We start from the raw sequence: 24,564 nt of genomic DNA, 5'->3' as shown, positions 1-24,564 counted from the left end.
TTCGCACCCGCGTCTGAATGGCACGAAATGGCACGTAGTTGGTCCTGAAAACCGTGTTATAGAACCGAAATCGCACAGGCATTCCAGAGATATGGGAGCTATCATTATGAAATTTAAAAGAATTACCGTCAGCACATTGGCGGTGACCCTGTCCTTCGGCTCCGCCTGGGCGGATGTCTCGACCGAAACCGTCACCGCGCTCGGCGCGCCCGACAGCCTCGAGACGAGTGTCGGCACGCTGACCTTCAGGGACGGCGCACCCAGCGCCGAAACCGCGCAGAAGGTTTTCGATGCGCTCGACTTCACGCGCGCACTGAACGTCTACAACAACAGCTTCCGCGGCGCCTCCGCGCTGGCGCTGCTGAAAGGCGCCGCCAGCATCGGTGCCAAGGATAACGACGTCATCATCTTTTCCGAACTGATGGACTCCTCTTCGCTCTATCTGACCGCCAATGCGGACACGGTCTATTACCTGAGCGGGATCAACCTGACGCAGGGTCCGATGGTGATCGAACAGCCGTCCGACTCGGTCGGGACCATCAATGACATGTGGTTTTCATGGATCATCGACATCGGCGGTCCCGGTCCGGACCGCGGGCTGGGTGGCAAGTACCTGATCGTCGGCCCGGATTATGACGGGCCGCTGCCCGAGGGCGGCTATTTCATCGCCCATTCCAAGACCAACCACGTGCTCTATGCGTCGCGCGCCTACCTCGTCGACAACGACCCGAAACCCGCTGTGGACAACATCAAGGCGAACCTGAAGATCTACCCCTATGTGCCCGGCTCCTACGGCACCAGCATCGCGACGGCGCTGGAGGGCGGCGTGAAGCTGGCCGGCGAGCCCAAGGTTCCCGAGACGACGTTCATCGAGGGCACCGGCAAGGCGTACAACACGATCCCGCCGAGCGACTTCGGCTTCTTCGAGATGATCAACGAAAACGTCCAGAACGAACCGGCGACGAGCTATGATCCGGAACTCGCGGGCCAGCTCGCCGCTATCGGCATCGTCAAGGGCAAGGACTTCGCGCCGGACGAGCGGATGAAAAAGATCCTGACCGACGCCGCCGCCGTCGGCAATGCGTCCGGACGGGTGCTGAACTGGCGCCCCTACGGCGCTCACCCGGACTGGGCCTATTACCCCGGTTCGATGTGGAGCAGCATGCTTTGGGAGGGCGGCGCCTTCTTCGAGACCCCGCCGCCCGCGTATCAGGACGGCATGTTCAAGCCGCTGCCGCCGACCGGGGCCCGCACGCTCGATTCGCGCACGGCCTTTTACTATGGCTACACGCTCGACAGCCCCGGCATGATCATGAACATCCCCGGCGTCGGATCGCAGTATCTGATGGGCTTCGTCGATGCGGACGGCGAGGTATTCGACGGCGCCAAGACCTACAAGGTGACGCTGCCCAAGGATATCCCGGCCAGGGCGTTCTGGTCCTTCACGGTCTATGACAACCAGACCCGTTCGATGCTGCAGACGCCGCAGAAATACCCCCGCGCCGGGTCCCAGAGCTACCCCTCGCCCGCGGCAGAGGCGGCCGAGGACGGCGCGACCACGGTCTGGTTCGCCCCCGAACAGCCCGAAGGCGTGGCGCGCGGCAACTGGATCCAGACCGACCCGGCGAAGGGCTGGTTTACCATCCTGCGGCTCTACAGCCCGCTGCCGTCGTTCTTCGACAAATCCTGGCGGCCGACCGAGATCGAACCGGTAAACTGAACCGGCAGCGGCGCCGCGACCGCGCCGCGCTGCACCAAAGGAAACGCCCCTGCCGGTATCGGCAGGGGCGTTTTTCGTGTTGCGGGCATTTGGGCACCGTCACCGGGCCGGTACGGCGCGTCACACCGGGCTGGTCTCGTCACGCCGTTTCACGAAAACCCGCATGACCACCGAGAAGAACAGCGGCACGAAGATCACGCCGAGGATCGTACCGGTCAGCGTTCCGCCCAGCACCGCGGCACCGACCGCAGTCCGGCCGCCAGAGCCCGCGCCGGTCGACAGCACCAGCGGCACCACGCCCAGCGAGAATGCCATCGAGGTCATGATGATCGGGCGGAAGCGCTGCCGCGCCGCCTCGATCAGCGCATCGAACAGGCGTTCGCCTGCGTCATAGCGATCGCGGGCAAATTCGACGATCAGGATCGCGTTCTTGCCCGTCAGGCCGATCACCGTCAGCAGGCCGACCTGGAAGAACACGCCATTCTCGAACCCGAACTGGTGCGCCGCGAACAGAGTGCCCATGACCCCGATCGGCATCGCAAGGATGACCGAGAACGGAATGGCCCAGCTTTCGTACAGCGCCGCGAGGCACAGGAAGATCGCTGCCAGCGACAGGGCATAAAGCATTGGCGCCTGTCCCCCGGATTCGCGTTCTTCCAGCGACAGCCCGGTCCAGGCGACGGTGTAGCCCGGCGGCAATTGCTGCACCATCTGTTCGATCGCGGCCATGGCTTCGCCGGTGGTCACGCCGGGCGGGGGCGACCCCTGAAGCTGCATCGACGGGATCCCGTTATAGCGGGACAGGCTCTGCGCCCCATAGGTCCAGTTTTCCTCCGTGAAGTTGGCGAAGGGCACCAGATCGCCGGTGGCATTGCGCACCCGCCACTTGTGCATGTCCGATGGCACGGCGCGCGAGTCGGGTCGACCCTGGACATAGACCCGCTTGATCCGCCCGTTGTCGTTGAAGTCGTTCACGTACTTTCCGGCCCAGGCAATCGACAGGGTATCGCCGACATCGGCCGGCGATACGCCGACTGCACCCGCGGCACGCCAGTCGATGTCGAGCGCGAACTGAGAGGCATCCTCGAGCCCCGAGGGCCGGATCGAGGCGATCAGCGGGCTCTGCATCCCCATGCCCAGAAGCTGGTTGCGTGCCTCAAGCAGTTGCTCGTGGGTCTGCCCGCCGACGGCCTGCAGGTAGAAGTCAAAGCCCGAGACGTTGCCAAGTTCGATCACCGAGGGCGGCACGATCGGATAGACGTTGGCGTCCTGGACGCCCATGAAGGCGCCGAACGACCGGCGGGCAACCGCCTGCACGCTCTGGTCGGGGGCCGGGCGCTCGTCCCAGTCCTTCATCCGCACAAAGGCAAGACCCGCGTTCTGGCCGCGTCCGGCGAACGAGAACCCGACGACGCCGAAGACCGAGGCGACATCCTCCTTCTCGGCGCCCAGATAATACTGCGTCACATCGTCAACGACACTTTCGGTCCGTTCGGCGGTTGCCCCGGTCGGCCCCTGGATCAGCGTGATCAGGATGCCCTGATCCTCGTCTGGCAGGAAGCCTGTCGGCGTGTTGGCAAACAGCCACCAGATGCTGGCGCCCATCGCCAGATAGATCAGCAGGATCCGCACCGGACGGCGAATGACATAGCCCACGGTCGCGGTATAGCCACGCGTCAGCCCCTCGAACCCGCGGTTGAACCAGCCGAGCGGTCCGCGGCGGGCGTGATGGGCGTCCTTCGCCTTCAGGATCGTGGCGCAAAGCGCCGGCGTCAGCGTCAAGGCCACGATCACCGACAGCGTCATCGCCGAAACGATGGTCACCGCGAATTGTCGATAGATCACGCCGGTCGAGCCGCCGAAGAACGCCATCGGCACGAACACCGCCGACAGCACGAGGGCAACACCAATCAGGGCGCCGGTGATCTGATCCATCGACTTGCGCGTGGCCTCGCGGGGACCCAGCCCCTCTTCCTCCATGATCCGTTCGACGTTCTCGACAACCACGATGGCATCGTCGACCAGCAGACCGATCGCCAGCACCATGGCCAGCATCGTCAGCGTGTTGATGGTGAAACCCGCGACACTGAGGACCGCGAATGTCCCCATGATGACGACCGGCACCGCAAGCGTTGGAATGATCGTGGCACGGAAGTTCTGCAAGAACAGCAGCATCACGAAGAACACCAGGACGATGGCCTCGAACAGGGTCTTCTCGACCTCGTGGATCGAGATCCGGATGAACGGCGTGGTGTCGTAGGGGATCACATAGCTCACGCCCTCGGGGAAGAACTTGGAATATTCCTCGAGTTTCGTCTTCACACGGTCGGCTGTATCCAGCGCGTTTGCGCCCGAGGCAAGCTGCAGCGCCATGCCCGAGGCCGGCTTGCCGTTGAAACGCGCGATGATCGAATAGTCCTGCGCCCCGATCTCGACCGAGGCGACGTCCTTGAGCAGCACGAGGCCGCCGTCGGTCTCGGCCCGCAGAACGATGTTTTCGAAATCCTCGGGCGTGGTCAGCAGCGACTGGGCAGAGATGGTGGCGTTCAGTTCCTGGCCATCGGGCGCCGGCAACGTGCCGAAGGCGCCGGCCGAGATCTGGGCGTTCTGGGCCGAAACCGCCTGCACCACGTCTGTGGGCGTCAGTTCATAGGCGGACAGCTTCGAGGGATCGAGCCAGATCCGCATCGCATAGGGCGCGCCAAAGACCTGGCTGCCGCCAACTCCATCGATCCGGCTGAATTCGTCAACAAGCGTGGTGTCGAGATAGTCCGACAGGTCCGCCTGATCGAGCGAACCGTCCTCCGAGATCAGCGCGATCACCATGAAGAACGAGGACGAGGCCTTTTCGACCCGGACACCCAGTCGCTGCACCGTTTCGGGCAGCGAGGGCGTCGCCTGTGCCAGCTTGTTCTGCACCTGGACCTGGGCGACGTCGGGGTCGGTCCCGGTCTCGAAGGTCAAGGTGATCGAGGAGGTCCCGGCCGATGTCGAACTCGACGACATGTATCGCATCCCGTCGAGCCCGGTCATCTCCTGTTCGATGACCTGGGTGACGGTATTGGCCACTGTCTCGGCCGAGGCGCCGGGATAGGTCGCCGAGATCCGGACCGAGGGTGGCGCGATCTGGGGATACTGGGCGATCGGCAGGGTCAGGATCGACAGCAGGCCCACCCCCATGATGAGGATCGAGATGACCCAGGCAAAGACCGGCCTGTCGATGAAAAAGCGAGCCATGGGGAAACGTCCTGCAAAGCATTGCGGAAAAGGTCGGCGTCGGGCGGCCGTGGTGTCAGTTGGCGGCGTCTGCGGCGGGTTCTGGTGTGCGCTCTTCGGGAACGACGGTCTGGCCAGGCGCGATCTTTTGCAGCCCGGCGACGACAATCCGGTCGCCCGACGCGAGCCCGCCGGTCACCACCCAGAACGGACCGCTGTCGCGCTGCACCGTCAGTTCGCGGGCCTCGACCACATTGTCGGCATTGACGACCATCGCCAGCGGCTTGCCGCGACGGTCGCGGGTCACACCCTCCTGCGGGGCAAGGATCGCGTCGTGCACCACGGTCTGCGGCACCTCGACCTGCACATACATCCCCGGCAGCAACAAGCCGTCGGGATTGTCAAAGGCAAGCCGCAGCACGATCACCCCGGTCTGTTCGTTCACATGCGGCTCGGCCGCCGAGATCTTTCCGGTCTGCTCATAGGTGCTGCCATCGGCCAGCCGCAAGGTCAGCACCGCGTCGTCGCGGGCGTCGGTTCCCGTCATCTCGGCCGACCGCCGCCAGCGCAGCAGTTCGGCCGAAGACTGGGTAACGTCCACATTGACCGGGTTCAGCGTGCGGATCACCGTCAAGGGCGTCGACTGCCCCGATGTCACCAGCGCGCCCTCGGTCACCTGACTCAGGCCGGCGGCGCCCGAGATCGGGGCGCGAATCGTCGTGCGGTCCAGATCGATCTCGGCCGACAGCAGATTTGCCTCGGCCACCTTGACCGAGGCCGCCGCGACATCGCGTGCCGCGATCGCATCGTCATAGTTCTGCTGGCTCGACACCGAGCGCTGCAGCAGCGTCTCCTGACGCGTGACCTCCTGCTCGGCCTGCTTCAGCTGAGCCTCGGCCTGCGCCAGACCGGCGGAAGCGGCCGCTTTCAGCGCGGCATAGGTGGCGTCGTCGATACGATAGAGCGCATCGCCCTCCTTCACCGGCCGGCCTTCTTCAAACAGCCGTTCGGTAATCAGTCCATTGACCTGCGGGCGCACTTCGGCCACTCGCGAGGCGGTGACGCGGCCCGGCAAGGGCATCGTCAGGGTCACGTCCTCGGCCTTGAGCGTTACCACCGTCACATGCGGCGGCGGCATCGACGACGGCGCACCCTGTGCGGCGGCGACATCGGCCAGTCCGACAAGGGCAAGAACGGCAGCAAACAGGGAACCTGCAAGGGGGGACAATCGGTGTCGCATGATCTCGCTTCGGTGAAATGGGGACCGGCGGAGTGGCTCCGCCACGATGGCACTTGATTTTGATTAAGGATACCGGCAGGTTTTGTAAAGGCGTTGTATGCTGCGGGCGCGAGAAATTCCGCAAAGCGCCGTGAAAGGGAAGAGAATGTCCTGCAGATGTCCTGAATCGGGCAACCCGAAAGGACCGCGGCGTCGGGGCCGTCCGGTACAGATAGAACCCGAACGCCGCCAGGAACTGCTTCTGACCGCCACTGCCGAACTGCTGTCGGAACGTCGCCTAGACGAGGTCACGATGACCGCTGTCTCGGACCGGGCCGGCATGTCCAAGCGCACGATCTACGGGATGTTCGACAGCCGCGAGGCGCTGCTCGAGGCCGCGATCACCCATGTCAGCCGGGCGATCTTTCGCCCGCTCGACGACACGGCCCGTGCCCTGCCGCTGGCCGACCGGCTGCGGCGGCTGATGACGGTGAACACCGTGCCGGGGGCCGAGAACTACAAGATCGAACTGCTGCGGACCATAATCACCTCGGCCAAGGCATTCCCTGATCTGGCGCGGCGGGCCTGTGACGAGGGGTTCGGGGTTCTGGTGCGCAACATCGCGACCGAGATCGACATCGGCGTGCGCACGGGCGAGATCGCGCTGCCCGAGGATCAGATCCCGCTGGCCGCGCGGATCCTGGTCGACATGACATTCGAGAACCCGATCCCGAAGCTGCTGAGATCCGACCTGTCGCACCCGGACCCCGCCTGTTCGGCCGAACGTCGCGAACTTGCCATCGCGATCTTCCTGCGCGGGTTGGCGGGCCCGGCAACGGGCGCGGGCACCGGGCTGCCGCCCTGAGACAGACCTGCCGGCAGGCGCCGCTCCGCGCCGTCCCCGTGAACCTCAGGCTTGGGCCAGCCCCAGCCGGACAGTCAGCGCCTGCCGCTCGGGTGCGAGCGCGGTCAGCGCCCGCGCCTTGACCGGGCCAAAACCGCGGATTCGCTCGGGCAGGCTCAGCAATGCCAGCCAGTCGGCCGCGGTCTGGGGCGTCAATCCGGCCTCCAGCGCCTCCAGCCAGCTTTCATAGTCGCGGATCAACTGCCGCTCCTGCCGCCGCTCGGCCGTGTATCCGAAGGGATCGAACGGCGTGCCCCGCAACCCGCGAAGGCCCGCGAGCAGCCGGAAAAGCCGCAGGATCCAGGGGCCGAACACCCGCTTCACAGGCTCGCCCGTGGCCGGATCAATTCGCGCCAGAATCGGCGGGGCAAGATGGAAACTCAGACGCTCCGGCGTCTCGAACCGCTCGGCCAGCGCGGTCGCAAAGGCCGGATCGGCATAAAGCCGCGCCACCTCGTATTCGTCCTTGAAGGCCAGCAGCTTGGCATAATTCCAGGCGACCGCGCGGCTCAGCTCCTCCTGCCCCGGCAAGAGCCGCGCTTCGAGCGCGCGCACCCGGTCGACCCGGTCGCAATAGCGGCGGGCGAGTTTCGGGTCCTGATAGCCGGTCAGGTGGGCGACACGGTGGTCGATCAGCGCGTCGAGCGTCATCGGCAGTTGTTCTGCGCCGCCCTGGTCGGCAAGGGCCGCGACCCGATCCGGGTCCTGCGCCGCCACCCGACCCCAGCCAAAGGCGGCGAGGTTGCGCGCGACCGCCGTGCCGTTCAGCCGGATCGCCTGTTCCAGTTCCGCCCGTCCCAGCGGGATCAGCCCCTTCTGCCAGGCAAAGCCCAAAAGGAAGGGGTTGGCAAAGATCGCATCGCCAAGCAACGTCCTGGCAAGCCGGTCCGACGCCACCGTCGCCACCGCCGCCGGGTGTAGCGCCGCGCCAAGGGCGGCCACGATCGCCGGGCCGTCCTGGAACTCGTCGGGGTCGAGCGCAAAACTTGCCAGCGGCGTGACCCGGTCGTTCAGAACGACCCGGGTGCGCCCCGGCGACAGCAGCGCCATCGCCTCGGCGCCCGCTGCCACCACCATGTCGCAGCCGATCACCAGATCGACATGCCCGGCCGGGATCCGCGTGCCATGCAGCGCCGCGGGGTCGGGGCCGATCCGAACGTGGCTGGTCACGGCCCCGTTCTTCTGCGCGAGCCCGGTCTGGTCCAAAACCGACGCGCCCAGCCCCGACAGATGCGCGGCCATGCCAAGCAACGCGCCCACGGTCACGACGCCCGTGCCCCCGATGCCGGTGACAAGGATGTTGAAGCCCGCCCCCAGCGCCGGCAGGTCGGGGTCCGGCATCGCGGCCAGAAGGCCCGCCAGATCGTCACCGGCCCGAGGCGCGGGCTTGCGCGGCTCGGCCCCGTGCACGGTCACGAAGCTTGGGCAAAAACCCGCGACGCAGGAGAAATCCTTGTTGCAGCTCGACTGGTCGATCTGCCGCTTGCGGCCGAACGCGGTCTCGAGCGGCCGTATCGCGACACAGTTCGACTTTATCCCGCAGTCGCCGCAACCCTCGCAGACAGCGGGGTTGATGAAGATCCGCTCCGCCGGGTCGGGATAGGTGCCGCGCTTGCGGCGGCGGCGCTTCTCGGCCGCGCAGGTCTGGTCGTAAAGCAACACCGTGACGCCCGGCACCTCGCGCAGGTCACGCTGAACCGCGTCGATCTCGCGCCGGTGGTGGATCGTGACGCCCTCGGCCCATGGGGTTCCGGGCGGATAGTTTTCGGGCCGGTCGGTGACGACGACAATGCGTGCAACGCCTTCGGCCGCGACCTGCCGGGTGATGCCCCAGGGTGTCAGCGGCGCGTCCACCGGCTGGCCGCCCGTCATCGCGACCGCATCGTTGAACAGGATCTTGTAGGTGATGTTGACGCCGGCCGCGACGGCGGCACGGATGGCAAGCGATCCCGAATGGCAATAGGTGCCGTCGCCGAGGTTCTGGAACACGTGCCGGTCCTTCGAGAACGCCGCCTGCCCGATCCACTGCGCGCCCTCGCCGCCCATCTGGGTAAAGCCCTCGGTATGCCGGTTCGGCATGAACAGCGCCATGGTGTGGCAACCGATCCCGGCGAAGGCCCGGCTGCCCTCGGGCACCAGGGTCGAGCTGTTGTGCGGGCAGCCCGCACAGAACCAGGGCGTACGCCGCGCCGCCGCCGCGGCGGGTGCGGGGGCCGCCTGCAGCGCCCGGTCAAGCTGCGGGCGCAGCCCTTCGGGCGCGTCCGCGACCAGCAGGCGCGCCAGCGTCCGGGCGATCACCCGCTCTGTCAACTCGCCAAAGCCCGGCAGCAGCGGCCGGCCCGCGGCATCGGCCTTGCCCAGGATCTGCGGCCGGTCGGGCAGGTCATAGAGGATCCGCGCCACCTGATCCTCGATCAGCGGCCGTTTTTCCTCGATCACCAGCAGGGTCTCGTGACCCGCCGCAAAGGCGCGCAGCCCCTCGGGCTCCAGCGGCCAGGTCACCGCAGGCTTCCAGACGCTGATCCCCAGCGCATCGAGGCCCTTTGCGTCGAGCCCCAGATCCTCCAGCGCCGCCATCAGGTCGGCCCAGGACTTGCCCGCCGCGATCACGCCGATCCGCCGCCGCGGCGCCAGATGCGTCGCCCGGTTCCAGCCATTCGCCCGCACGAAGGCCAGCGCCGCAGGCAGCTTGACCTCGACCAGACGCCGTTCGGGCCCGACCCCCCATTCATGCGGGCGGATATGCACACCGCCCTCGGGCAGGACAAAATCCCCCGGTGTCACGAAAGCCGCTGCCAACGGGTCGATCGTGACCGAGGCCGAGCCCTCGACTATGTCCGTGATGCACTTCATCCCGGTCCACAGCCCCGAGAACCGAGACAGCGCAAAGGCCATCAGCCCGAAATCGAGGTATTCCTGGATCGAAGCGGGATCGAAGACGGGCATTCCGGCCGCGATCAGCGCCGGTTCGCTCTGATGCGGGACGGTCGAGGATTTCGCCATCGGATCGTCGCCGAACAGCGCCAGCACGCCCCCATGGGGTGCGGTGCCCGCCATGTTGCCATGTTTGAACACGTCGCCCGAACGGTCGACCCCCGGCCCCTTGCCGTACCAGATGGCAAAGACCCCGTCATATTGCGACCGCCCGCCCATCCCGACCTGCTGGGTGCCCCAGACCGCGGTCGCGGCCAGATCCTCGTTCAGACCGGGCTGAAACCGGACATGCGCTGCCTCCAGATGCGCGGCCGCCTTCCACAGCGCCATGTCGTAGCCGCCAAGCGGCGAGCCGCGATAGCCCGAGATGAAGCCCGCGGTGTTCAGCCCCGCCAACACGTCGCGGTCGCGCTGCAACATCGGCAGCCGCGCCAGCGCCTGGCTCCCGGTCACGAAAACGCGCCCCCGCTTCAGGGCATATTTATCCTCCAGCGTCACGTCCTGCATCCGCACGGCGCCGTCTCCTCCCCAAGGGGCTCCACCCCCCGAGCAGAGCCTGACACAGGGGTGGCCGGATCGACAATAGACGGCTGGAGCCCGCGCCCGCCCGCTGCGATCAGACCGGGCGCTTCCGCACCCCGTCGGCCCCGCGTCCCGGATTCGGGGCCGCGCGGGCCGGCAGCGTCCGCAAGCTGCGCAGCCAGGGGACGCGACCTGACATTTTCGGACAATTCGTGCTCAAGTTTCACGCATTCATTGTCCCGGACACGGCAGCAGCCTTCCCCCAGCCATGCAATCCGCGCGAGCCTCGCAAAAGAGTGATGCAAACGTGAAGTTCAGATCAGCCCCAAGCCAGCGGACCCGACGTGACCTCCAGCGAGCCGACCATCGTGACCTCTTCGATCACCGATCCGCTGCGGCAGATCGGCCGGTTCGGCGGCGACGTTCAAGCCGTCATGCGGCGTGCGGGTCTCGGCCCCGACACATTCGACAAGGCTCCCGCCGCAATCCCCCTGCGCGCCTTCGTGGCGCTGTCGCAGACCGCGGCCGACTGCCTGAACCGGCCCGATTTCGGCTGGCTTACCGGCAGCCGCTTTGATCTGGCAAACCTCGGCCCGGTCGGGCGCGCCATGCTGAGCGCCCCCAACGCGGGATCGGCGCTGCGGCTGGTTTGCGACGCCTTCGCCTCGGTGCAGGCGCATTCCGAGCTGTGCCTGCGGGTCGAGGGCGAGACCGCGCGCCTGCAATATCGGGTGCTCGACCCTCGGATCTGGCCGCGCGATCAGGATGCCGAGCTGACGCTGGCTGCCATCGGCCGGGTGCTGTGGCTGGCCAAGGGCCCGGACTGGCGACCGGACCGGCTGATATTCGAACATGCCGCGGGCAGAACCGCGGCCGCCGCCATGCTGCGGGCGCGGCAGGGCGTGGACTATGGCGGCGCCTGCAACGAGATGCAGTTTCCCGCGGCCCACCTGTCGGCGCCGATGCCGGACAGCAATCAGGGCCGCTTTCGTGCCGAATGCGCCGAAACCAGGCGCATCGCGCACCAGATCGCCGGCCAGAGCGGCCCCGAAGGCCGGGTGCGCCAACTGATCCTGCAACGCTTCGGCGCGGCCTCGCTCGACCAGACAGACATCGCCCGCGCTCTCGGATGTTCGCGGCGCAGCCTGCGCCGGCGGCTTGCCGAAAGCGGGACCTCTTATTCCCGGGTGCTGGCCGATTGCCGCATCGGCGTTGCCCGCCACCGGTTGCAGCATTCGACGCAATCGGTCGCCAGTATCGCCGAAGAGCTGGGCTATTCCGACCCGACTGCCTTTGACCGGGCGTTCCGGCGCGCGGCCGGGCTGTCGCCCACCCAGTTCCGGCGGCAGACCTGAGCATGGCGCAGTCCGCGAAAAGCTCGACCGAGGTTCTGGTGCTGGGGGCGGGTCCTGCAGCCAGCCTCGCCGCGATCCGGCTGGCACGGGCGGGGGCGCACGTGCACCTGATCGGCCGGCCCGACCCGCGGCCGCGGATCGAAGGCGCCAGCCCCCGCGTCGTCGCGCTGCTGCGCCACGAGGGGCTCGACACGGAGGCTTTCGGGCCGCCCCTGCGCCGCCGCGCCGACTGGGCCGGGCTACCGGCTGCACCCAACACCGAACATCCCGTCGACCGCCAGGTACTCGACCGCGACCTGCTGGAACTCGCCCGCGCATCGGGCGTGCGCGTCACCCCAGCAGAAATCGCCTCGGTCCGCGGCCCTGTCGCATCGACCTCGGCAGGCGAGATCCGCGCCCGCCACATTGTCGAGGCTCGCGGCCGCCGCGCCCCCAGCACGGAACGGGCCCAGCGCGGCCCCGCAACCATTGCAATCGCTGGCTGGGTTGCCGGCGCTGGCGACCGGCAGGCCCCCGGCACCGCGCTTGTCGCCACGCCGCTCGGCTGGCAATGGCGGGTCGAGACCGGCACGGGCCGCCGCTGGGTGCAGATTTGCCTTGATGCGAGCGCGGCAAAATACGGCGCCGCGGCGGCCTGGGCCGTGTTTCATGCCCAGCCCGGGGTCACGCCGCAGGCGTTTCCCGCCGGCGCCAGGGCCCGGGCCTGCGAGCTGCGGCTGACCGCACCGCGGCTCGATCCCGCCCGCCTGAGGGTCGGCGATGCTGCCGTCGCCATCGACCCATTGTCCGGGCACGGGTTGTTCTGGGCGCTGTCCTCGGCGCTGATGGCGCCGCCGCTGCTGGCAGCCATCGATGCTGGGCGCGAGGACCTTGCCCGCCGCTTCCATGCCGACCGCGTGACCGAGACATTCTGGCGACAGGCACGCATATCCCGCGACTTTCATGCCCTTGCCGCAGCGGTCCATGGCACGGCCTTCTGGCGGGTGCGGGCCACATGGCCCGATGCCCTGCCCGCCCATGCCGAAAGAACCGCTCCCGAGAGCGCCCGCAAGGTGATCCTTCGGGATGGCGTGTTGACCGAGGCCGAGGTGCTGCTGACCCCGCAGGAGCCCGCCGGCGCCGCCTTTGTCCGCGGCCTGCCGCTTGCCCCGGTCCTTGACCGTTTCGGCACCGGTCCGCTGCCCGAGGCCGCGGACTTTGCCGCCGCGCTGCCCCAGTTTTCCCCGGCCGAGGCGGGTTTTCTGCACGCCTGGCTTGCCAGCCGCGGGATGCCCGTCGCCGGCCCCGTTCCCCCGTTTCAGCCAATGGAGACCCAGCCAGTGGAGACCCAGCCATGACGCCCCCCTTGACGCCGCCATTCCTGACCGCCACGGCAATGGCCCTGATCCTGCCGCTTTTGACCGCGCTGCCTGCGGCCGCCTCGGAAGAGCTGGTGATGCAGAAATGCGCAGCCTGCCACAGCGATGGCGCGGGCGGGCTGACCCGCATCCCCGGCGCCCGCAAGACCCCCGAGGGCTGGCTGATGACCATCGTGCGGATGCGGCTGCTGAACGGTCTGATGCTGAAGCCCGGCGAAGAGCAGGCGCTGGTCCAGTACCTCTCGGACACCCAGGGCCTCGCGCCCTCCGAGGCAGAACCGTTCCGCTATGCGCTTGAACGCGACCCGTCGGTGATCGAGGCCGACCAGGGCGCCGATCTGAACACCATGTGCGGGCGCTGTCACACCGTCGCCCGGTTCGGGCTGCAACGGATGACGCCTGAGGAATGGGACCTGAACACCGAATTCCACATGGGCCACAACCCGTCGATCGAATACCAGGCGACGGCGCGCGACCGCGAATGGTACCGGATCGCCAAGGACGAGGTCGTGCCCTATCTGGCCGAGATCTATCCCTTCGACGCGCCGGCCTGGGACGAATGGCTGGCCTCCGACAAGCCTGCCGCCGCAGGCGAGTGGGTCGTGCTGACCGAGGTTCCGGGCCTCGGGCCGGTCTATGGGACGCTTGAGGTGACGGGCGAGGCAAGCCCCTTTGCCGTCAGCGGCAGCTATGTGACCGAAACCGGCCAGACGCTGCCGGTCACGGGGTCGATGAACTTCTATTCCGGGTACGAATGGCGCGCCAACGTGATGGTCGGCGACCTGAAGCTGCGCCAGATCCTGGCGATCGACCCTGCGACCGGCCTCCTGTCGGGTCGCCAGTTCGTGCACGGGCAGGACAGCCTCGGCGGCGCCTTCACGGCCGCCAAGGCGGGCAACGGCCCGGTCGTTCTGGGCACCCTGCCCGAGGCAGCACCGGCGGGCAGCGTGTCGGTCCAGATCGTCGGCGCCGACCTGCCGCCTGCCGACGGCTTCACCGCCAATGCCTATGGCAGCACGGGCGAGGTCCTGGGCGAGAGCGGGCCGGTCGAAATCGCCCTGACCGAGGGGCTTTCGGCCAGCCTGACCTTTTATGACAGCGTCGACAGCCTGCAGGTCGAGCCTGCCTTTACCATCGCCCGGGTCGGTGGCGGCGGCGGGTTGGTGCCAGACCCCGCACCCGCCTATTTCAAGGCGGTGGGGTTCTGGAACGGCCCCGATGGCGCGCCGGGCACCGAGGACGACATCCGCATCGGCGTGCTGCCGGCAAGCTGGAGCGTCAGCAACCACGGCGAGGTGGCCGAGGCGATGCAGGATGCGGCCTTTGCCGGCACGATGGACCCGGTGACCGGCATCTTCATGCCAGCGGTCGCAGGCCCCAACCCGGACCGGCCGTTTTCCACCAACAATGCGGGCGAACTGGTCGTGACGGCCGAGGCGGCGGGGGTGACCGGCGATGCCGAACTGATCGTCACCGTGCAACGCTTTGTCGATCCACCGATCCGCTGAGGGGCCAGACACATGGGACAACTCTTCTTTCAGCCGCAGAACGCGCACCGGGTCCGGGTGGACGGGCGCGAGCTGCTGTTTCACGTCCCCACCACCGCGCTGTTCGAGCTTGACGGGCTCGAGGGCGAGGTGCTGGGCTTTTTCGCCGAACGCGGCACGCTCGACGCCCACGAGGTCGCAGCGCGGTTCGCGGGACAGGACCCCGACCGGGTGGCGGGCAGTATCAAGGATCTGATGGATCTGGATATCGTCTGCGATGCCGGCGGGCCGAAACCCGACCGCCCGGCGGCGAAGATCGAACAATTCCCGCTCAGCACCATCGTGCTGAACGTCAACACCGGCTGCAACCTGTCCTGCAGCTATTGCTACAAGGAAGACCTCGATACGCCAAAGAACAACCGGCGGATGGAGTTCGAGACGGCCGTGCGCTCGATCGACCTGCTGCTGAAGGAAAGCCCGGATCGCGACGATTATAACCTCGTGTTCTTCGGCGGAGAGCCGTTGTCGAACCTCGGGCTGATCAAGGCGGTGGTCGAACACGCCGAGCCGCGGTTCGCGGCCCTTGGCAAGCGGGTCAGCTTTACCATGACCACCAATGCGACGCTGCTGACCGAAGAGATCGTCGACTGGCTGGACGCGCATCGTTTTGGCCTGACGATCTCGATGGACGGGCCGAAGGCGCTGCACGACCTCCGGCGCAAGACGGTTGGTGGCAAGGGCAGCTATGATGTGGTCGCCGCCAAGGCGCGGATGCTGCTGGCGCGTTACAAATCGCGCCCGGTCGGCGCCCGCGTGACCCTGACCGCCGGGGTGACAGCGGTCGAGGAGATCTTCGAGCATCTGAAATACGACATCGGATTTGCCGAGGTCGGCATGGCACCGGTCACTTCGGGCGACATGGCGATCTTCAACCTGTCGGGCGACGAGCTGGCCGAGGTCTTCGCCGGCATGAAGCGGCTTGGCCTGCGCTATCGCGATGCCGCGCTGCGGGGCGAAAGCCTTGGATTCTCGAACATCCAGAACCTGATGAAGGACCTGACCGAGGGGCGCGCCAGATCGCTGCCCTGCGGCGCGGGTCTGGGCCTTCTGGCCGTCGATCACGCGGGCGAGGTCAACCTCTGCCATCGCTTCACCGGGTCCGACATGGAAACCTTTGGCCATGTCGACACCGGGCTGCGGCGCGAGGCATTGAAGGGTTTTTTGACCCAGCGGCTCGACCGCACCGACAAGGGCTGCGCCACCTGCCGGATCCGCAGCATCTGTTCAGGCGGCTGCTATCACGAAAGCTATGCGCATTTCTCCGACCCGCTGAAACCCGCGTATCATTACTGCGACCTGATGCGCGACTGGGTGGATTTCGGCATCCGCCTCTATTCCGAGATCGCCGCCGCGCGGCCGGGCTTTTTCGCCCCCGCGACCGCGGCCAGACCACAAGCCAGGAGGGCCTGACGACCATGAAACCGCTCAACCAGAAGGCCGCCCGGGTGACCCGGGCCCTCTCCGGCGAGGACACCGGAATGGACGAGGTGCGCGCCATGCAGACGGTGCCCGCGGGCTGCACCACCACCTTCGATCCGGGATGGGAGGTCGACCCCTTCGGCGGCGTCGCAGCCCTTTGCCAGCCGATGGAGGCCGACCTCTATGGCTGCTCGGACCCCTGCTGGTGGCCCGCCCAGGTGCCCGACACGATGTCGAGCTATCCCGAGTGGAACCAGGGCGTCGGCTCGGCCGCAACCGACTGGCGCGCGCTCGGGTCGGTGTTCCCCGGCGACAGCGAAACCTGAGGAGACAGCGATGAAACGACTGATTTCCGTCCTGGCGCTTGCCACAGGGCTCGGCCTTTCCGCGATGCCGCTTGCGGCCAGGGACCTGCTGGTCACCACCGCGAAGGACAACACGCTCTACGTCTTCGATGCCACCGAACGCAGCCTGATCCAGTCCTGCCCGATCGGCGGCCAGGTCATGCCGGGCGTCATCGTCATGTCGCCCGATTCAAGCATCGCCTATCTGGTGGTGAACCTTTGGGAGGACGTGATCGGCATCGACCTTGCGACCTGCGAAAAGGTGTTTCACGCGGTCGGCAGCAGCAAGGACGTGACGCGCAAAAGCATGGCCTCGCTCGCGGTCAGCCGCGACGGGACCGAGATCTATGCGATCCGCAATCAGGTCCGCAAGCTGATCGACCGCTACGAGACCCTGCCGCCCGAATTCGTCGTCTTCGACGCGGAGGCGGGCCTCGATGCCCAGCCAAAGGCAAGTTTCGAGGCACCGCGGCGGGTCACGGTGATGGCCGCGGGCGACACCGGACTGGTCTATGCCGCCGGACACGACATCTTTGCCATCGATCCGTCGGACGGGACGACGACAGTCGCCATTCCCAACGCGCATTGGGACATGCCGCGCCATTCGCCGCCCGACGTTCTGGCCTTCTGGCCCATCGGCACCCAGAACGACGAATTCCTTCTTATGTATTCGGCGGCGCTGTTCACCGACGAGACCATGTCGGACATCGCGGATTTCGTTTGGGGCTATTCGACGGTCGATCTGAAGACCGGCGAAACCGACGTGCGCGACTTTGCCAGTTTCGAGGTCATCATGTTCTCGGGCGTGCGCAACCCGGTCCGGCCGAACGAGCTGTTCGGGGTCTATACCCAATTGTCGAAGCACGACGTCGACACCGGCGAGTTGATCAAGCGGGTGGACCTGCCGCACACCTATTACGTGATCAACATCTCCTCGGACGGGTCCGAAGTCTATGTCGGCGGCACCAATGCGGATATCGGGGTCTATGACACCGAGACGCTGGAACGGATCGGCGAGATGCAGATCCCGACCGGCGCCGACATGGCGATCACGACACTGCAGATCGCGAAGGCGGAGTAGGGCCGATTTCGATGCACAGGGCCACGTGATGGAACCGTCGAGCGTCGTACTCAGGATCGCGCCCGGCCGGGTGGGCGCGCAATCGCGCCCGCCTGGGGGTGGGCGGGCGCGATCCGGGGCTGATGCGCCGGACACACCGCCCGAACGGCGCGCCGCCTCCCCCGACACTCTTTCCCGCCCCTGGCGCCTGATCGCCGGAGGCCTGCTCGATTCCCGTACCGCCCCCTGGCTGCTGCCGCTGCTGCAGGCGCGACAGAGGCGTCTGGCGCTGCTGTTCCTGCTAGGGCTGGTCGGTGCCGGGATCGGGTTGTTGCCGCCCTGGATCACCAAGCTGGTGATCGATCGCGGGTTGGTCGCGGGCGATGCCTCGGCCCTTGTCGCCTGGTCGCTTGCGCTGTTCGCCGTGGGCCTTGCCGCTCTCGGGCTCGGCGCGCTCAGCAGCGTGCTGCACATGCGCGCCTCGGTCACCATGCTGGCCGATCTGCGCCGCAGCCTGATCGGCGCCGTCCTGACCCGCCCGCCGTCCTGGCGGGCGCAGCATCAGACCGGCGAGTTGATGGCGCGGATCGACGGCGATGCGGCCGAGGTGCAGAAATTCGCCTTCAACGCGCTGCTGACCGGCAGCGGTGCGCTGGTGCGGCTTTGCGGCGGTGCCATACTGCTGGCCGTGCTCAACTGGAAACTTGCGCTGCTGGCTGCGAGCCTTGCGCCACTGGAGCTGTTGTTCTTCGCCCGTGCCCGGCCGCGGACCGAGCGGCTGGCCCGCGACAGCCGCGCCGCGCGTGGCCGGTTCGCCGGTCAACTGGGCGAGATCTTTGCCGGGCTTGGCAGCCTTCAGGCCGTCGGCGCCGAGGCCGCTGTCAGCCACAGGATCGAGGCCGCGCAACGCGATCTGAACGCCCGCACCGTCGCCGCCCACCTGTGGGGCGAGGCGACCCGCGCCGTGCCGCAGGTCCTGTCGGCCCTGGTGCGCGGGGCGGTGTTTCTGGCCGGCGGGCTGGCCGTGATCCGCGGCGACTGGCCGCTTGGCTCGCTGATCGCCTTCCTCGCCTATCTGGGGTTCCTGACCGGGCCGACGCAATCGCTGATCGGGCTGTGGCACGCGCAGGCGCGGACCCGCGCCGCGCTCGACCGGATCGGCGGGCTGCTGCAGGCCGCCGATACGATCACGCCGCCGTCCCGCCCGCGGCCGCTGCCCCGCACAGGCGGTGCGATCTGCTTCGACGCCGTCACCCTGCGCGGCCTGTTCCGCCCGGTCAACGCCGAAATCGCGCCGGGAGAGGCCTGCCTGCTGACCGGGGCAAGCGGCATCGGCAAATCGAGCCTGCTGGCACTGCTGCATCGTCACGCCGACCCGGATGCGGGTCGGGTCCTGCTCGACGGTATCGACCTGCGCCAGATCGACCCGGCCCAGCTGCGCCGCGCCGTGACGCTGGTGCCGCAACGTCCCTTCGTGCTGCGCGCGAGCCTGGCCGAGAACCTGCGGCTGACCTGCCCCGAGGCGTCCGACGCCACCCTTCACGACCGTCTGGCGCTGGTCGAGCTTGACGAAAGGTTCCGCGCGGCCGGGCTGTCGGCGGTGATCGGCGAAGACGGGCTGACCGTTTCGGGCGGCGAACGACAGCGGCTTTGCCTCGCGCGGGCACTGGTGGCGCCCGGCCGGGTCATCGTTCTTGACGAGGCGCTAAGCGAGGTCGATGCCGCGACTGCCGCCCGCATCATGGCCCGCCTTCATGCCCGCTGGGCCGACCGGACCCGCATTATCACCACTCATGGCGATGCGGGCGTCCACGGCCCCTTTGACCGTATCCTGGCGCCGAGCCCGGCATGATCCGCCTCGCGCTGATCGACGGCCCGCTCGATGGCCCCGAAACCCCGGCCCGGTTGCACGCAACGGCCATGGTCCGCGCCATCCGCCGCGCCGGGGCGGCGGTCGAGATCCAGTGCTTTCCGGTCTTCGACGGCGGGCTTTCGACCTCGCTCGACCGGCTGATCCGCGCACTTGCCGTCGCCCGCGCCGCGGCACCGCAGATCGTCCACTGCTCGCTCGGCCTGCCACGGGCGGCGGTGCCGCTCGATGCGGCGCTCGAGGCGCTGCTCGACACCGGTGCGCTGGTGGTCGCGGCGCGCCCCGCGCGCGGACTGCGGCCGATCTGGCCCGCCGCACATCCATCCGTCTTTGCGGTGCAGGGCGATGCCCGCTGCGGGGCGCCGGATCACACCGCCCTCGACCCCGCCCAACGCTGGTTCGGCGCCTGCCCGGCCCTGCCCGCACCCGACGCAATGGCGGGCGCCAGCATTGCCGCGGCGCATTTCAGCGGGCTTCTGGCCGCCGATCTGGAGCGCGGCGGAGACCCCGCCACTGTCGCCAGCCGTCTGGCCGCCACAGCCCGGTTTCACGGCCGCGAACGGCGCCGTGAGCCGGCACCGGAGGGTTCACTCGCCGGCAGGCAGGCCGATTCTGGCTGAGCCAGCGGCCCCCTGCTGCCAGGAGTGCAGGAACGCCTGCGGCGCACGGCCGAAATGCTGGCGGAACGCCGCGACAAAGGCGCTGGGGCTGCGATAACCGAGCGACCAGGCGATGGCCGTGCTGCTTTGCCCGCGGCTCAGCAATTCGATTGCAGCGAGCAGCTTCAGCCGGCTGCGCCATTGGCGAAAGGTCAGGCCGGTCTCGCGCCGGAACAGCCGTTCCAATGTGCGCGGGCTTGCCCCCGCAATGGCGGCAAGCTGGTTCAGGTGCCGTGGATCCTCGGGATGGCCGCGCAGATGCCGGGTCAGCCGCAAAAGCCGCGGGTCCTGCCCGCCCGGCAGGTTCAGCGGCGCCTCTTCCAGCGCCTCGATCTCGTCGAGGGCGACGGCGCACAGACGCCGCAGCGGCGCGTCGAACGGCGCCCGCATGTCGGCACCGCCAAGCCGCAGGATCAGTTCGCGCATGAAGGGGGTCAACAGCAGCACCGAACACTGCCCCTCAGGTTCGGCCCGGATCGGGCAAGAGGGATCGACATAGAGGTTGCGGATCTCGACGTCGGTTTCGGTCACGACGTCGTGCAGTGTTCCGCCGGGGATCCAGACCGCGTGGCTTGGCGGCACGATCCAGACGCAGCCCGCGCTCGTCACCCGCAGAACGCCCTGCCAGGCCCACAGCAGCTGACTGCGCGGGTGCCGGTGCGGCGGGATCGTCGCCCCCGCGGCACGCGTCCGCGCATAGACCAGGATCGGCCGCGCGGGATCGTCGACAAACCCCTTGCCGCTGGGAACATAGTTTGGCGTGTCGGCGACATCCTTTGTCATTATTTCGCTCTAACGCAATTCACGACGTCGGGCTAGGGTCGCGCGTCTGTTGAACGAGCGGAGGTTCGATGCCCTCGAAAGCCGGAATTGAAGGGAAGCAACTGTTCGTCGCGGGCCTCGTGCTGGTGGCACTGTGGCTGTCGATCCTGCCGCCTGCGGCGTTGAGCCCGCATCAGGCGCAAACCCTCGGGATCGTGCTGGTGACGCTGTCGCTTTGGGGCACCGGGCTGGTGCCGGGCTATCTGGCCAGCCTGATCTTCTTTGCGGTGACGATCATTGCCGGGCTTGCGCCGCCAGAGCTGGTGTTCTCGGGCTTCGCCTCGGCGGCGATCTGGCTGATCATCTCGGGCTTTGTCATCGGCAGCGCGATCTCGGTCTCGGGTCTGGGCGAGCGGCTGGCATCGCTGGTCGGTCCCATGCTGACCGGCAGCTATCCGCGGCTGATCGGCGGGCTGATGCTGACCTGCATGGCGCTGGGGTTTCTCATGCCCTCATCGCTTGGCCGCGCGGTGGTGATGGTGCCGATCGGTATGGCGCTGGCCGAGCGCTGCGGCTTTGGCACAGGATCGAACGGCAGGATCGGCGTTGCCGCCGTGCTTGCCGTCGGCTGCAACATGCCAAGCTTCGCGATCCTGCCCTCGAACATCCCCAACGTGATCCTGTCCGGCAGCGCCGAAACCATCCTTGGCGTGCATTTCACCTATGCCGACTATCTGCTGCTGCATTATCCGGTGCTTGGCGTCCTGAAGTCGCTGGCAACGGTGCTGCTGGTGCTGCGGCTGTTCCCGGCCACGGTCGAGGCCGCAGAGATCGCCTCGCACAAGGATCACGACGGCACGCCCGGCGCCGGTTTCAACCGCGGCGTGCAGATCCGGGTGATGGCGATCCTGCTGGTCACGCTCGCCCTGTGGATGACCGACGGCTGGCACGGCATCAACCCGGCCTGGATCGGGCTTGCCGCCTCGGCGATCCTGCTGATGCCGGGGATCGGCGTGGTGACGCCGCCGGCGTTCAAGGCCTCCGTCGATTTCGGCACGCTGCTGTTTGTCGCCGGCGCGCTGGCACTTGGCGCCATCGTCAATGCCTCGGGGCTGGGTGCCATGATCGGGCAGTTGCTGCAGGACGTCCTGCCGCTGGAAGCGGGACGCGACGCGGTGAACTTCGCCTCGCTGGTCGTCATGTCGACGCTGACCGGGCTGATCGCGACCGTGCCCGGGGTCCCGGCCGTTCTGACGCCGATGGCGCCGGATCTGGCCAATGTGACCGGATTCAGCGTGCCCGCGGTGCTGATGACCCAGGTCATCGGGTTCTCGACCGTGCTGTTCCCCTATCAGGTCGGACCGCTCGTCGTTGCCATGCAGCTTTCGGGCGAGCGTCTGGGGACCCTGTTGCGCATTACCCTGCCACTGGCGGCAATCTCGCTGATCGTGCTGGTGCCGATCAACTATCTGTGGTGGCGGCTGCTGGGCTGGATCTGAGCCGTCACGCCCGGCGCAGGCACAGCGTCGCCCATTCGCCGATGTCCTCGCGGTCGTGCAGCGACAGGCCCACCGCGTCATAGGCCGCCAGCACGTCGGCGGCCTGTTCGGTCAGCAACCCGCTGAGAATGGCAAAGCCGCCGGGCTGCAGCGCACCCGCGATATCGGGGGCGAGGGTCACCAGCGGACCCTTGAGGATATTGGCGAAGATCAGGCCAAAGGGGCCGGCAGCCGCGATCTCGTCATGCTCGAGTCCCGCTGCCACCACACAGCGCAACCGGCCTTCCAGCCCGTTCGCCACGGCATTGGCCTCGGCCACCTCGATTGCCACCGGATCGATGTCTGATGCGATCATCACCCCGGGCCAGACCCGTGCCGCAGCCATCGCCAACACCGCGGTGCCACAGCCGATATCGGCCACCGGCAACGGCCGTTCGCCCGCCTCGATCAGCCGGTCGAGGGCGCGCAGACATCCCAATGTGGTGCCGTGATGACCGGTGCCAAAGGCCATCGCCGCCTCGATCAGCAGCGGTTCGACCCCGTCGGGGACGCTGGCGGCGTCGTGGCTGCCGTAGAGCCAGAACCGGCCGGCCTGCACCGGCGCAAGTTCGCGCCGGACCTTGGCGACCCAGTCGACCTCGGGCACTTCCGAGATGGCGAAGGCCTTCGCGCCATAGGCTGCCGCCAGCAGGGCCAGCGCAATATCGTCGGGGGCCTCGGTGAAATAGCCGCCGACCTCCCACAGGCCCGATCCGTCCTCGATCTCGAGAATGCCGATGCCGGTCGGCTCGGGGATCAGATCCTCCATCGCCTCGCCCAGGGCCTCGGCCCGGTCCTTGCCGGGAAGCGTGGTCAGTGCAGTAAAGATCGGCATCGGGCGGCTCCTGTGGTCGGGCGCTCCCGACGGGGGTCCGGGTCGCGGCTGGTGCCCGCGCTAGTCCAGCCGTTTCTCGTGGTCAAGGGCCGCCATGATCTGCGCCACCATTGCATCGACCGGCCCCTGCGAACCGAGGCGGATCAGCGGACAGTCAAGCTCGTCCGCCCAACTGTCGAGCCCGGTGCGGCTGCGCCCGGGCAACAACCCGTCCTCGAAGCCCGCCGCCCATTCCAGAAAGGCGTCGACCTCTTCCTGCTCGCCGTCGGCGCCGCCGTCGGCGAGCGCCAGACGCCACCGCTCGCGCCGGCGCAGCCGCGACAGCCGGGTATCGGTATCAAGCTCCAGATAGACGGCAAGGGTGAACCGCTGCGCGATGCCCTCGCTCCAGCTGTGGATCGATCCCGACAACACCCAGTCGCGCCGCGGCAGGAACACCGTCTCCATCAGGGCGCGGCGTTCGGGGATCGGACGTTTCACCCGGAACGGCGGATCGGTCGGCATCCAGTAGAAATCGTCGGTCTCGAAATGCTGCGTGGCCAGCGCATTGGCCAGCGCCCGACCCACCGTGGTCGTGCCGGTGCCGCTGGCCCCGAAGATGTGGATCCGATGACCAGCCAATGCGCCGTACCCCTGCCCTGCCGGTTCAGGCGCCCTGAGGCCCCGCTGGGCAAGTGACCCCTGTTCCGCCGATTCCGCAATAGCCCGCGGGATTCTTGGCAAGGTATTGTTGATGGTAGGCCTCCGCAAAAAAGAACTCTGCAACATCTTGGATTTCGGTCGTGATCCTGCCGCGTCCCGCAGCATTCAGGGCTGCCTGATAGCTGTCTCGGCTGCGTTCGGCCTCGGCCCGCTGGGCGGCGTCGGCAACGTAGAGCGCCGATCGATACTGGGTACCCCTGTCATTGCCCTGGCGCATGCCCTGGGTGGGATCGTGGCTTTCCCAGAACAGCTTCAACAGATCGCCGTAGCGCATCACCTCGGGATCGAAAACGACCCGCACCACTTCTGCATGGCCGGTGCGGCCGCCGCAGACCTCTTCATAGGTCGGATTGGGCGTGTAGCCGCCGGCATAGCCCGCCATGGTCAGCCAGACCCCGGGGCGCTGCCAGAAGATCCGTTCGACCCCCCAGAAACACCCCATTCCGACGATCGCAACCTGCAGACCCTCGGGCACCTCGAGCGTCAACGGACGCCCGAACACGAAATGCGTTGCAGCGGTGGCAATCGGCTCGGCCCGTCCGGGCAGCGCCGCGTCGGGGGAAATCAGCTCCATCTTGTCGCGTCTGGCAAGGAACATCG

At 67.6% G+C, this 24,564-nt stretch carries 18 protein-coding genes; 11 read left to right on the top strand and 7 right to left on the bottom strand.

Translation table 11 applies throughout. The features are described from left to right. Positions 1-106: 106 nt before the first annotated feature. Positions 107-1,720: a DUF1254 domain-containing protein gene (locus DQG17_RS14205; RefSeq protein ID WP_116133500.1), complete on the top strand. Its 1,614-nt coding sequence runs from the start codon at positions 107-109 to the stop codon at positions 1,718-1,720. A 120-nt stretch (positions 1,721-1,840) separates the two neighbouring features. On the opposite strand, the gene DQG17_RS14200 is transcribed toward DQG17_RS14205, so the two are convergent. Next, on the bottom strand, positions 1,841-4,957 hold the full coding sequence (locus tag DQG17_RS14200) for an efflux RND transporter permease subunit (protein WP_116133499.1): 3,117 nt from the start codon (positions 4,955-4,957) through the stop codon (positions 1,841-1,843). A 55-nt stretch (positions 4,958-5,012) separates the two neighbouring features. After that, positions 5,013-6,176 carry an efflux RND transporter periplasmic adaptor subunit gene (locus DQG17_RS14195; protein ID WP_116133498.1) on the bottom strand — a complete coding sequence of 388 codons (1,164 nt, stop codon included), beginning with the start codon at positions 6,174-6,176 and terminating at the stop codon, positions 5,013-5,015. A gap of 97 nt (positions 6,177-6,273) precedes the next feature. Between DQG17_RS14195 and DQG17_RS14190 the strand changes: the two genes are divergently transcribed. Beyond that, positions 6,274-7,020: a TetR/AcrR family transcriptional regulator gene (locus tag DQG17_RS14190; RefSeq protein ID WP_116133497.1), complete on the top strand. Its 747-nt coding sequence runs from the start codon at positions 6,274-6,276 to the stop codon at positions 7,018-7,020. A 45-nt stretch (positions 7,021-7,065) separates the two neighbouring features. Here DQG17_RS14190 and DQG17_RS14185 read toward each other — a convergent pair whose 3' ends face one another. After that, entirely contained in the window at positions 7,066-10,500 is a 3,435-nt protein-coding gene (locus DQG17_RS14185) for an indolepyruvate ferredoxin oxidoreductase family protein (RefSeq protein WP_116133496.1), read from the bottom strand. A gap of 359 nt (positions 10,501-10,859) precedes the next feature. Between DQG17_RS14185 and DQG17_RS14180 the strand changes: the two genes are divergently transcribed. From DQG17_RS14180 to DQG17_RS14145, 8 genes are read left to right on the top strand one after another with little or no spacing between them, the layout of a single operon-like run. Beyond that, positions 10,860-11,870 carry an AraC family transcriptional regulator gene (locus DQG17_RS14180; RefSeq protein ID WP_116133495.1) on the top strand — a complete coding sequence of 337 codons (1,011 nt, stop codon included), beginning with the start codon at positions 10,860-10,862 and terminating at the stop codon, positions 11,868-11,870. A gap of 2 nt (positions 11,871-11,872) precedes the next feature. Then, positions 11,873-13,207 carry an NAD(P)/FAD-dependent oxidoreductase gene (locus DQG17_RS14175; protein WP_116133494.1) on the top strand — a complete coding sequence of 445 codons (1,335 nt, stop codon included), beginning with the start codon at positions 11,873-11,875 and terminating at the stop codon, positions 13,205-13,207. Continuing rightward, positions 13,204-14,736, top strand: coding sequence for a quinohemoprotein amine dehydrogenase subunit alpha (peaA, locus tag DQG17_RS14170; protein ID WP_116133493.1), 1,533 nt, complete (start codon positions 13,204-13,206; stop codon positions 14,734-14,736). Before DQG17_RS14175 ends, peaA begins: the two co-directional genes overlap by 4 nt. Positions 14,737-14,748: 12 nt before the next feature. Further along, positions 14,749-16,185, top strand: coding sequence for a quinohemoprotein amine dehydrogenase maturation protein (peaB, locus tag DQG17_RS14165; RefSeq protein ID WP_116133492.1), 1,437 nt, complete (start codon positions 14,749-14,751; stop codon positions 16,183-16,185). 5 nt (positions 16,186-16,190) lie between these two features. Further along, on the top strand, positions 16,191-16,520 hold the full coding sequence (gene qhpC / locus DQG17_RS14160) for a quinohemoprotein amine dehydrogenase subunit gamma (protein WP_198666127.1): 330 nt from the start codon (positions 16,191-16,193) through the stop codon (positions 16,518-16,520). Positions 16,521-16,530: 10 nt separating this feature from the next. After that, on the top strand, positions 16,531-17,619 hold the full coding sequence (gene peaD / locus DQG17_RS14155) for a quinohemoprotein amine dehydrogenase subunit beta (protein ID WP_116133490.1): 1,089 nt from the start codon (positions 16,531-16,533) through the stop codon (positions 17,617-17,619). A gap of 28 nt (positions 17,620-17,647) precedes the next feature. Beyond that, positions 17,648-19,450 (top strand): ABC transporter ATP-binding protein, encoded by a 1,803-nt coding sequence (locus DQG17_RS14150; protein WP_198666126.1) that lies wholly within the window; start codon positions 17,648-17,650, stop codon positions 19,448-19,450. Then, positions 19,447-20,088, top strand: a complete 642-nt coding sequence (locus tag DQG17_RS14145; RefSeq protein WP_116133488.1) for a hypothetical protein — start codon at positions 19,447-19,449, stop codon at positions 20,086-20,088. Before DQG17_RS14150 ends, DQG17_RS14145 begins: the two co-directional genes overlap by 4 nt. On the opposite strand, the gene DQG17_RS14140 is transcribed toward DQG17_RS14145, so the two are convergent. Next, entirely contained in the window at positions 20,056-20,910 is an 855-nt protein-coding gene (locus DQG17_RS14140; protein WP_116133487.1) for a helix-turn-helix transcriptional regulator, read from the bottom strand. The genes DQG17_RS14145 and DQG17_RS14140 overlap by 33 nt on opposite strands. 68 nt (positions 20,911-20,978) lie before the next feature. Between DQG17_RS14140 and DQG17_RS14135 the strand changes: the two genes are divergently transcribed. Further along, on the top strand, positions 20,979-22,388 hold the full coding sequence (locus DQG17_RS14135; protein WP_116133486.1) for an SLC13 family permease: 1,410 nt from the start codon (positions 20,979-20,981) through the stop codon (positions 22,386-22,388). 4 nt (positions 22,389-22,392) lie between these two features. Here the strand turns inward: DQG17_RS14135 and DQG17_RS14130 are convergent, their stop codons facing one another. The 3 genes from DQG17_RS14130 to msrA are packed head-to-tail and all read right to left on the bottom strand — an operon-like array spanning position 22,393 to position 24,562. Beyond that, complete coding sequence (locus DQG17_RS14130; RefSeq protein WP_116133485.1) at positions 22,393-23,262, bottom strand: 50S ribosomal protein L11 methyltransferase; 870 nt, start codon at positions 23,260-23,262, stop codon at positions 22,393-22,395. Positions 23,263-23,322: 60 nt separating this feature from the next. Continuing rightward, positions 23,323-23,883 carry a hypothetical protein gene (locus DQG17_RS14125; protein ID WP_116133484.1) on the bottom strand — a complete coding sequence of 187 codons (561 nt, stop codon included), beginning with the start codon at positions 23,881-23,883 and terminating at the stop codon, positions 23,323-23,325. Positions 23,884-23,908: 25 nt separating this feature from the next. Further along, positions 23,909-24,562 carry a peptide-methionine (S)-S-oxide reductase MsrA gene (gene msrA / locus DQG17_RS14120; protein ID WP_116133483.1) on the bottom strand — a complete coding sequence of 218 codons (654 nt, stop codon included), beginning with the start codon at positions 24,560-24,562 and terminating at the stop codon, positions 23,909-23,911. Positions 24,563-24,564 lie beyond the last annotated feature (2 nt).

This window comes from Tropicimonas sp. IMCC34043 (assembly GCF_003390845.1).
Taxonomy (GTDB): Bacteria; Pseudomonadota; Alphaproteobacteria; order Rhodobacterales; family Rhodobacteraceae; genus Tropicimonas.
Note: the sequence above shows the minus strand (reverse complement) of the source record. Positions and strands in the feature narration are given on the sequence as shown.

What these genes read in the sequence shown, in the direction of transcription:
- DQG17_RS14205 (WP_116133500.1), top strand. Translation starts at nt 107, where the DNA reads ATGAAATTTAAAAGAATTACCGTCAGCACATTGGCGGTGACCCTGTCC.
- DQG17_RS14200 (WP_116133499.1), bottom strand. Translation starts at nt 4,957, where the DNA reads ATGGCTCGCTTTTTCATCGACAGGCCGGTCTTTGCCTGGGTCATCTCG.
- DQG17_RS14195 (WP_116133498.1), bottom strand. Translation starts at nt 6,176, where the DNA reads ATGCGACACCGATTGTCCCCCCTTGCAGGTTCCCTGTTTGCTGCCGTT.
- DQG17_RS14190 (WP_116133497.1), top strand. Translation starts at nt 6,274, where the DNA reads ATGCTGCGGGCGCGAGAAATTCCGCAAAGCGCCGTGAAAGGGAAGAGA.
- DQG17_RS14185 (WP_116133496.1), bottom strand. Translation starts at nt 10,500, where the DNA reads ATGCAGGACGTGACGCTGGAGGATAAATATGCCCTGAAGCGGGGGCGC.
- DQG17_RS14175 (WP_116133494.1), top strand. Translation starts at nt 11,873, where the DNA reads ATGGCGCAGTCCGCGAAAAGCTCGACCGAGGTTCTGGTGCTGGGGGCG.
- peaA (WP_116133493.1), top strand. Translation starts at nt 13,204, where the DNA reads ATGACGCCCCCCTTGACGCCGCCATTCCTGACCGCCACGGCAATGGCC.
- peaB (WP_116133492.1), top strand. Translation starts at nt 14,749, where the DNA reads ATGGGACAACTCTTCTTTCAGCCGCAGAACGCGCACCGGGTCCGGGTG.
- qhpC (WP_198666127.1), top strand. Translation starts at nt 16,191, where the DNA reads ATGAAACCGCTCAACCAGAAGGCCGCCCGGGTGACCCGGGCCCTCTCC.
- peaD (WP_116133490.1), top strand. Translation starts at nt 16,531, where the DNA reads ATGAAACGACTGATTTCCGTCCTGGCGCTTGCCACAGGGCTCGGCCTT.
- DQG17_RS14150 (WP_198666126.1), top strand. Translation starts at nt 17,648, where the DNA reads ATGGAACCGTCGAGCGTCGTACTCAGGATCGCGCCCGGCCGGGTGGGC.
- DQG17_RS14145 (WP_116133488.1), top strand. Translation starts at nt 19,447, where the DNA reads ATGATCCGCCTCGCGCTGATCGACGGCCCGCTCGATGGCCCCGAAACC.
- DQG17_RS14140 (WP_116133487.1), bottom strand. Translation starts at nt 20,910, where the DNA reads ATGACAAAGGATGTCGCCGACACGCCAAACTATGTTCCCAGCGGCAAG.
- DQG17_RS14135 (WP_116133486.1), top strand. Translation starts at nt 20,979, where the DNA reads ATGCCCTCGAAAGCCGGAATTGAAGGGAAGCAACTGTTCGTCGCGGGC.
- DQG17_RS14130 (WP_116133485.1), bottom strand. Translation starts at nt 23,262, where the DNA reads ATGCCGATCTTTACTGCACTGACCACGCTTCCCGGCAAGGACCGGGCC.
- msrA (WP_116133483.1), bottom strand. Translation starts at nt 24,562, where the DNA reads ATGTTCCTTGCCAGACGCGACAAGATGGAGCTGATTTCCCCCGACGCG.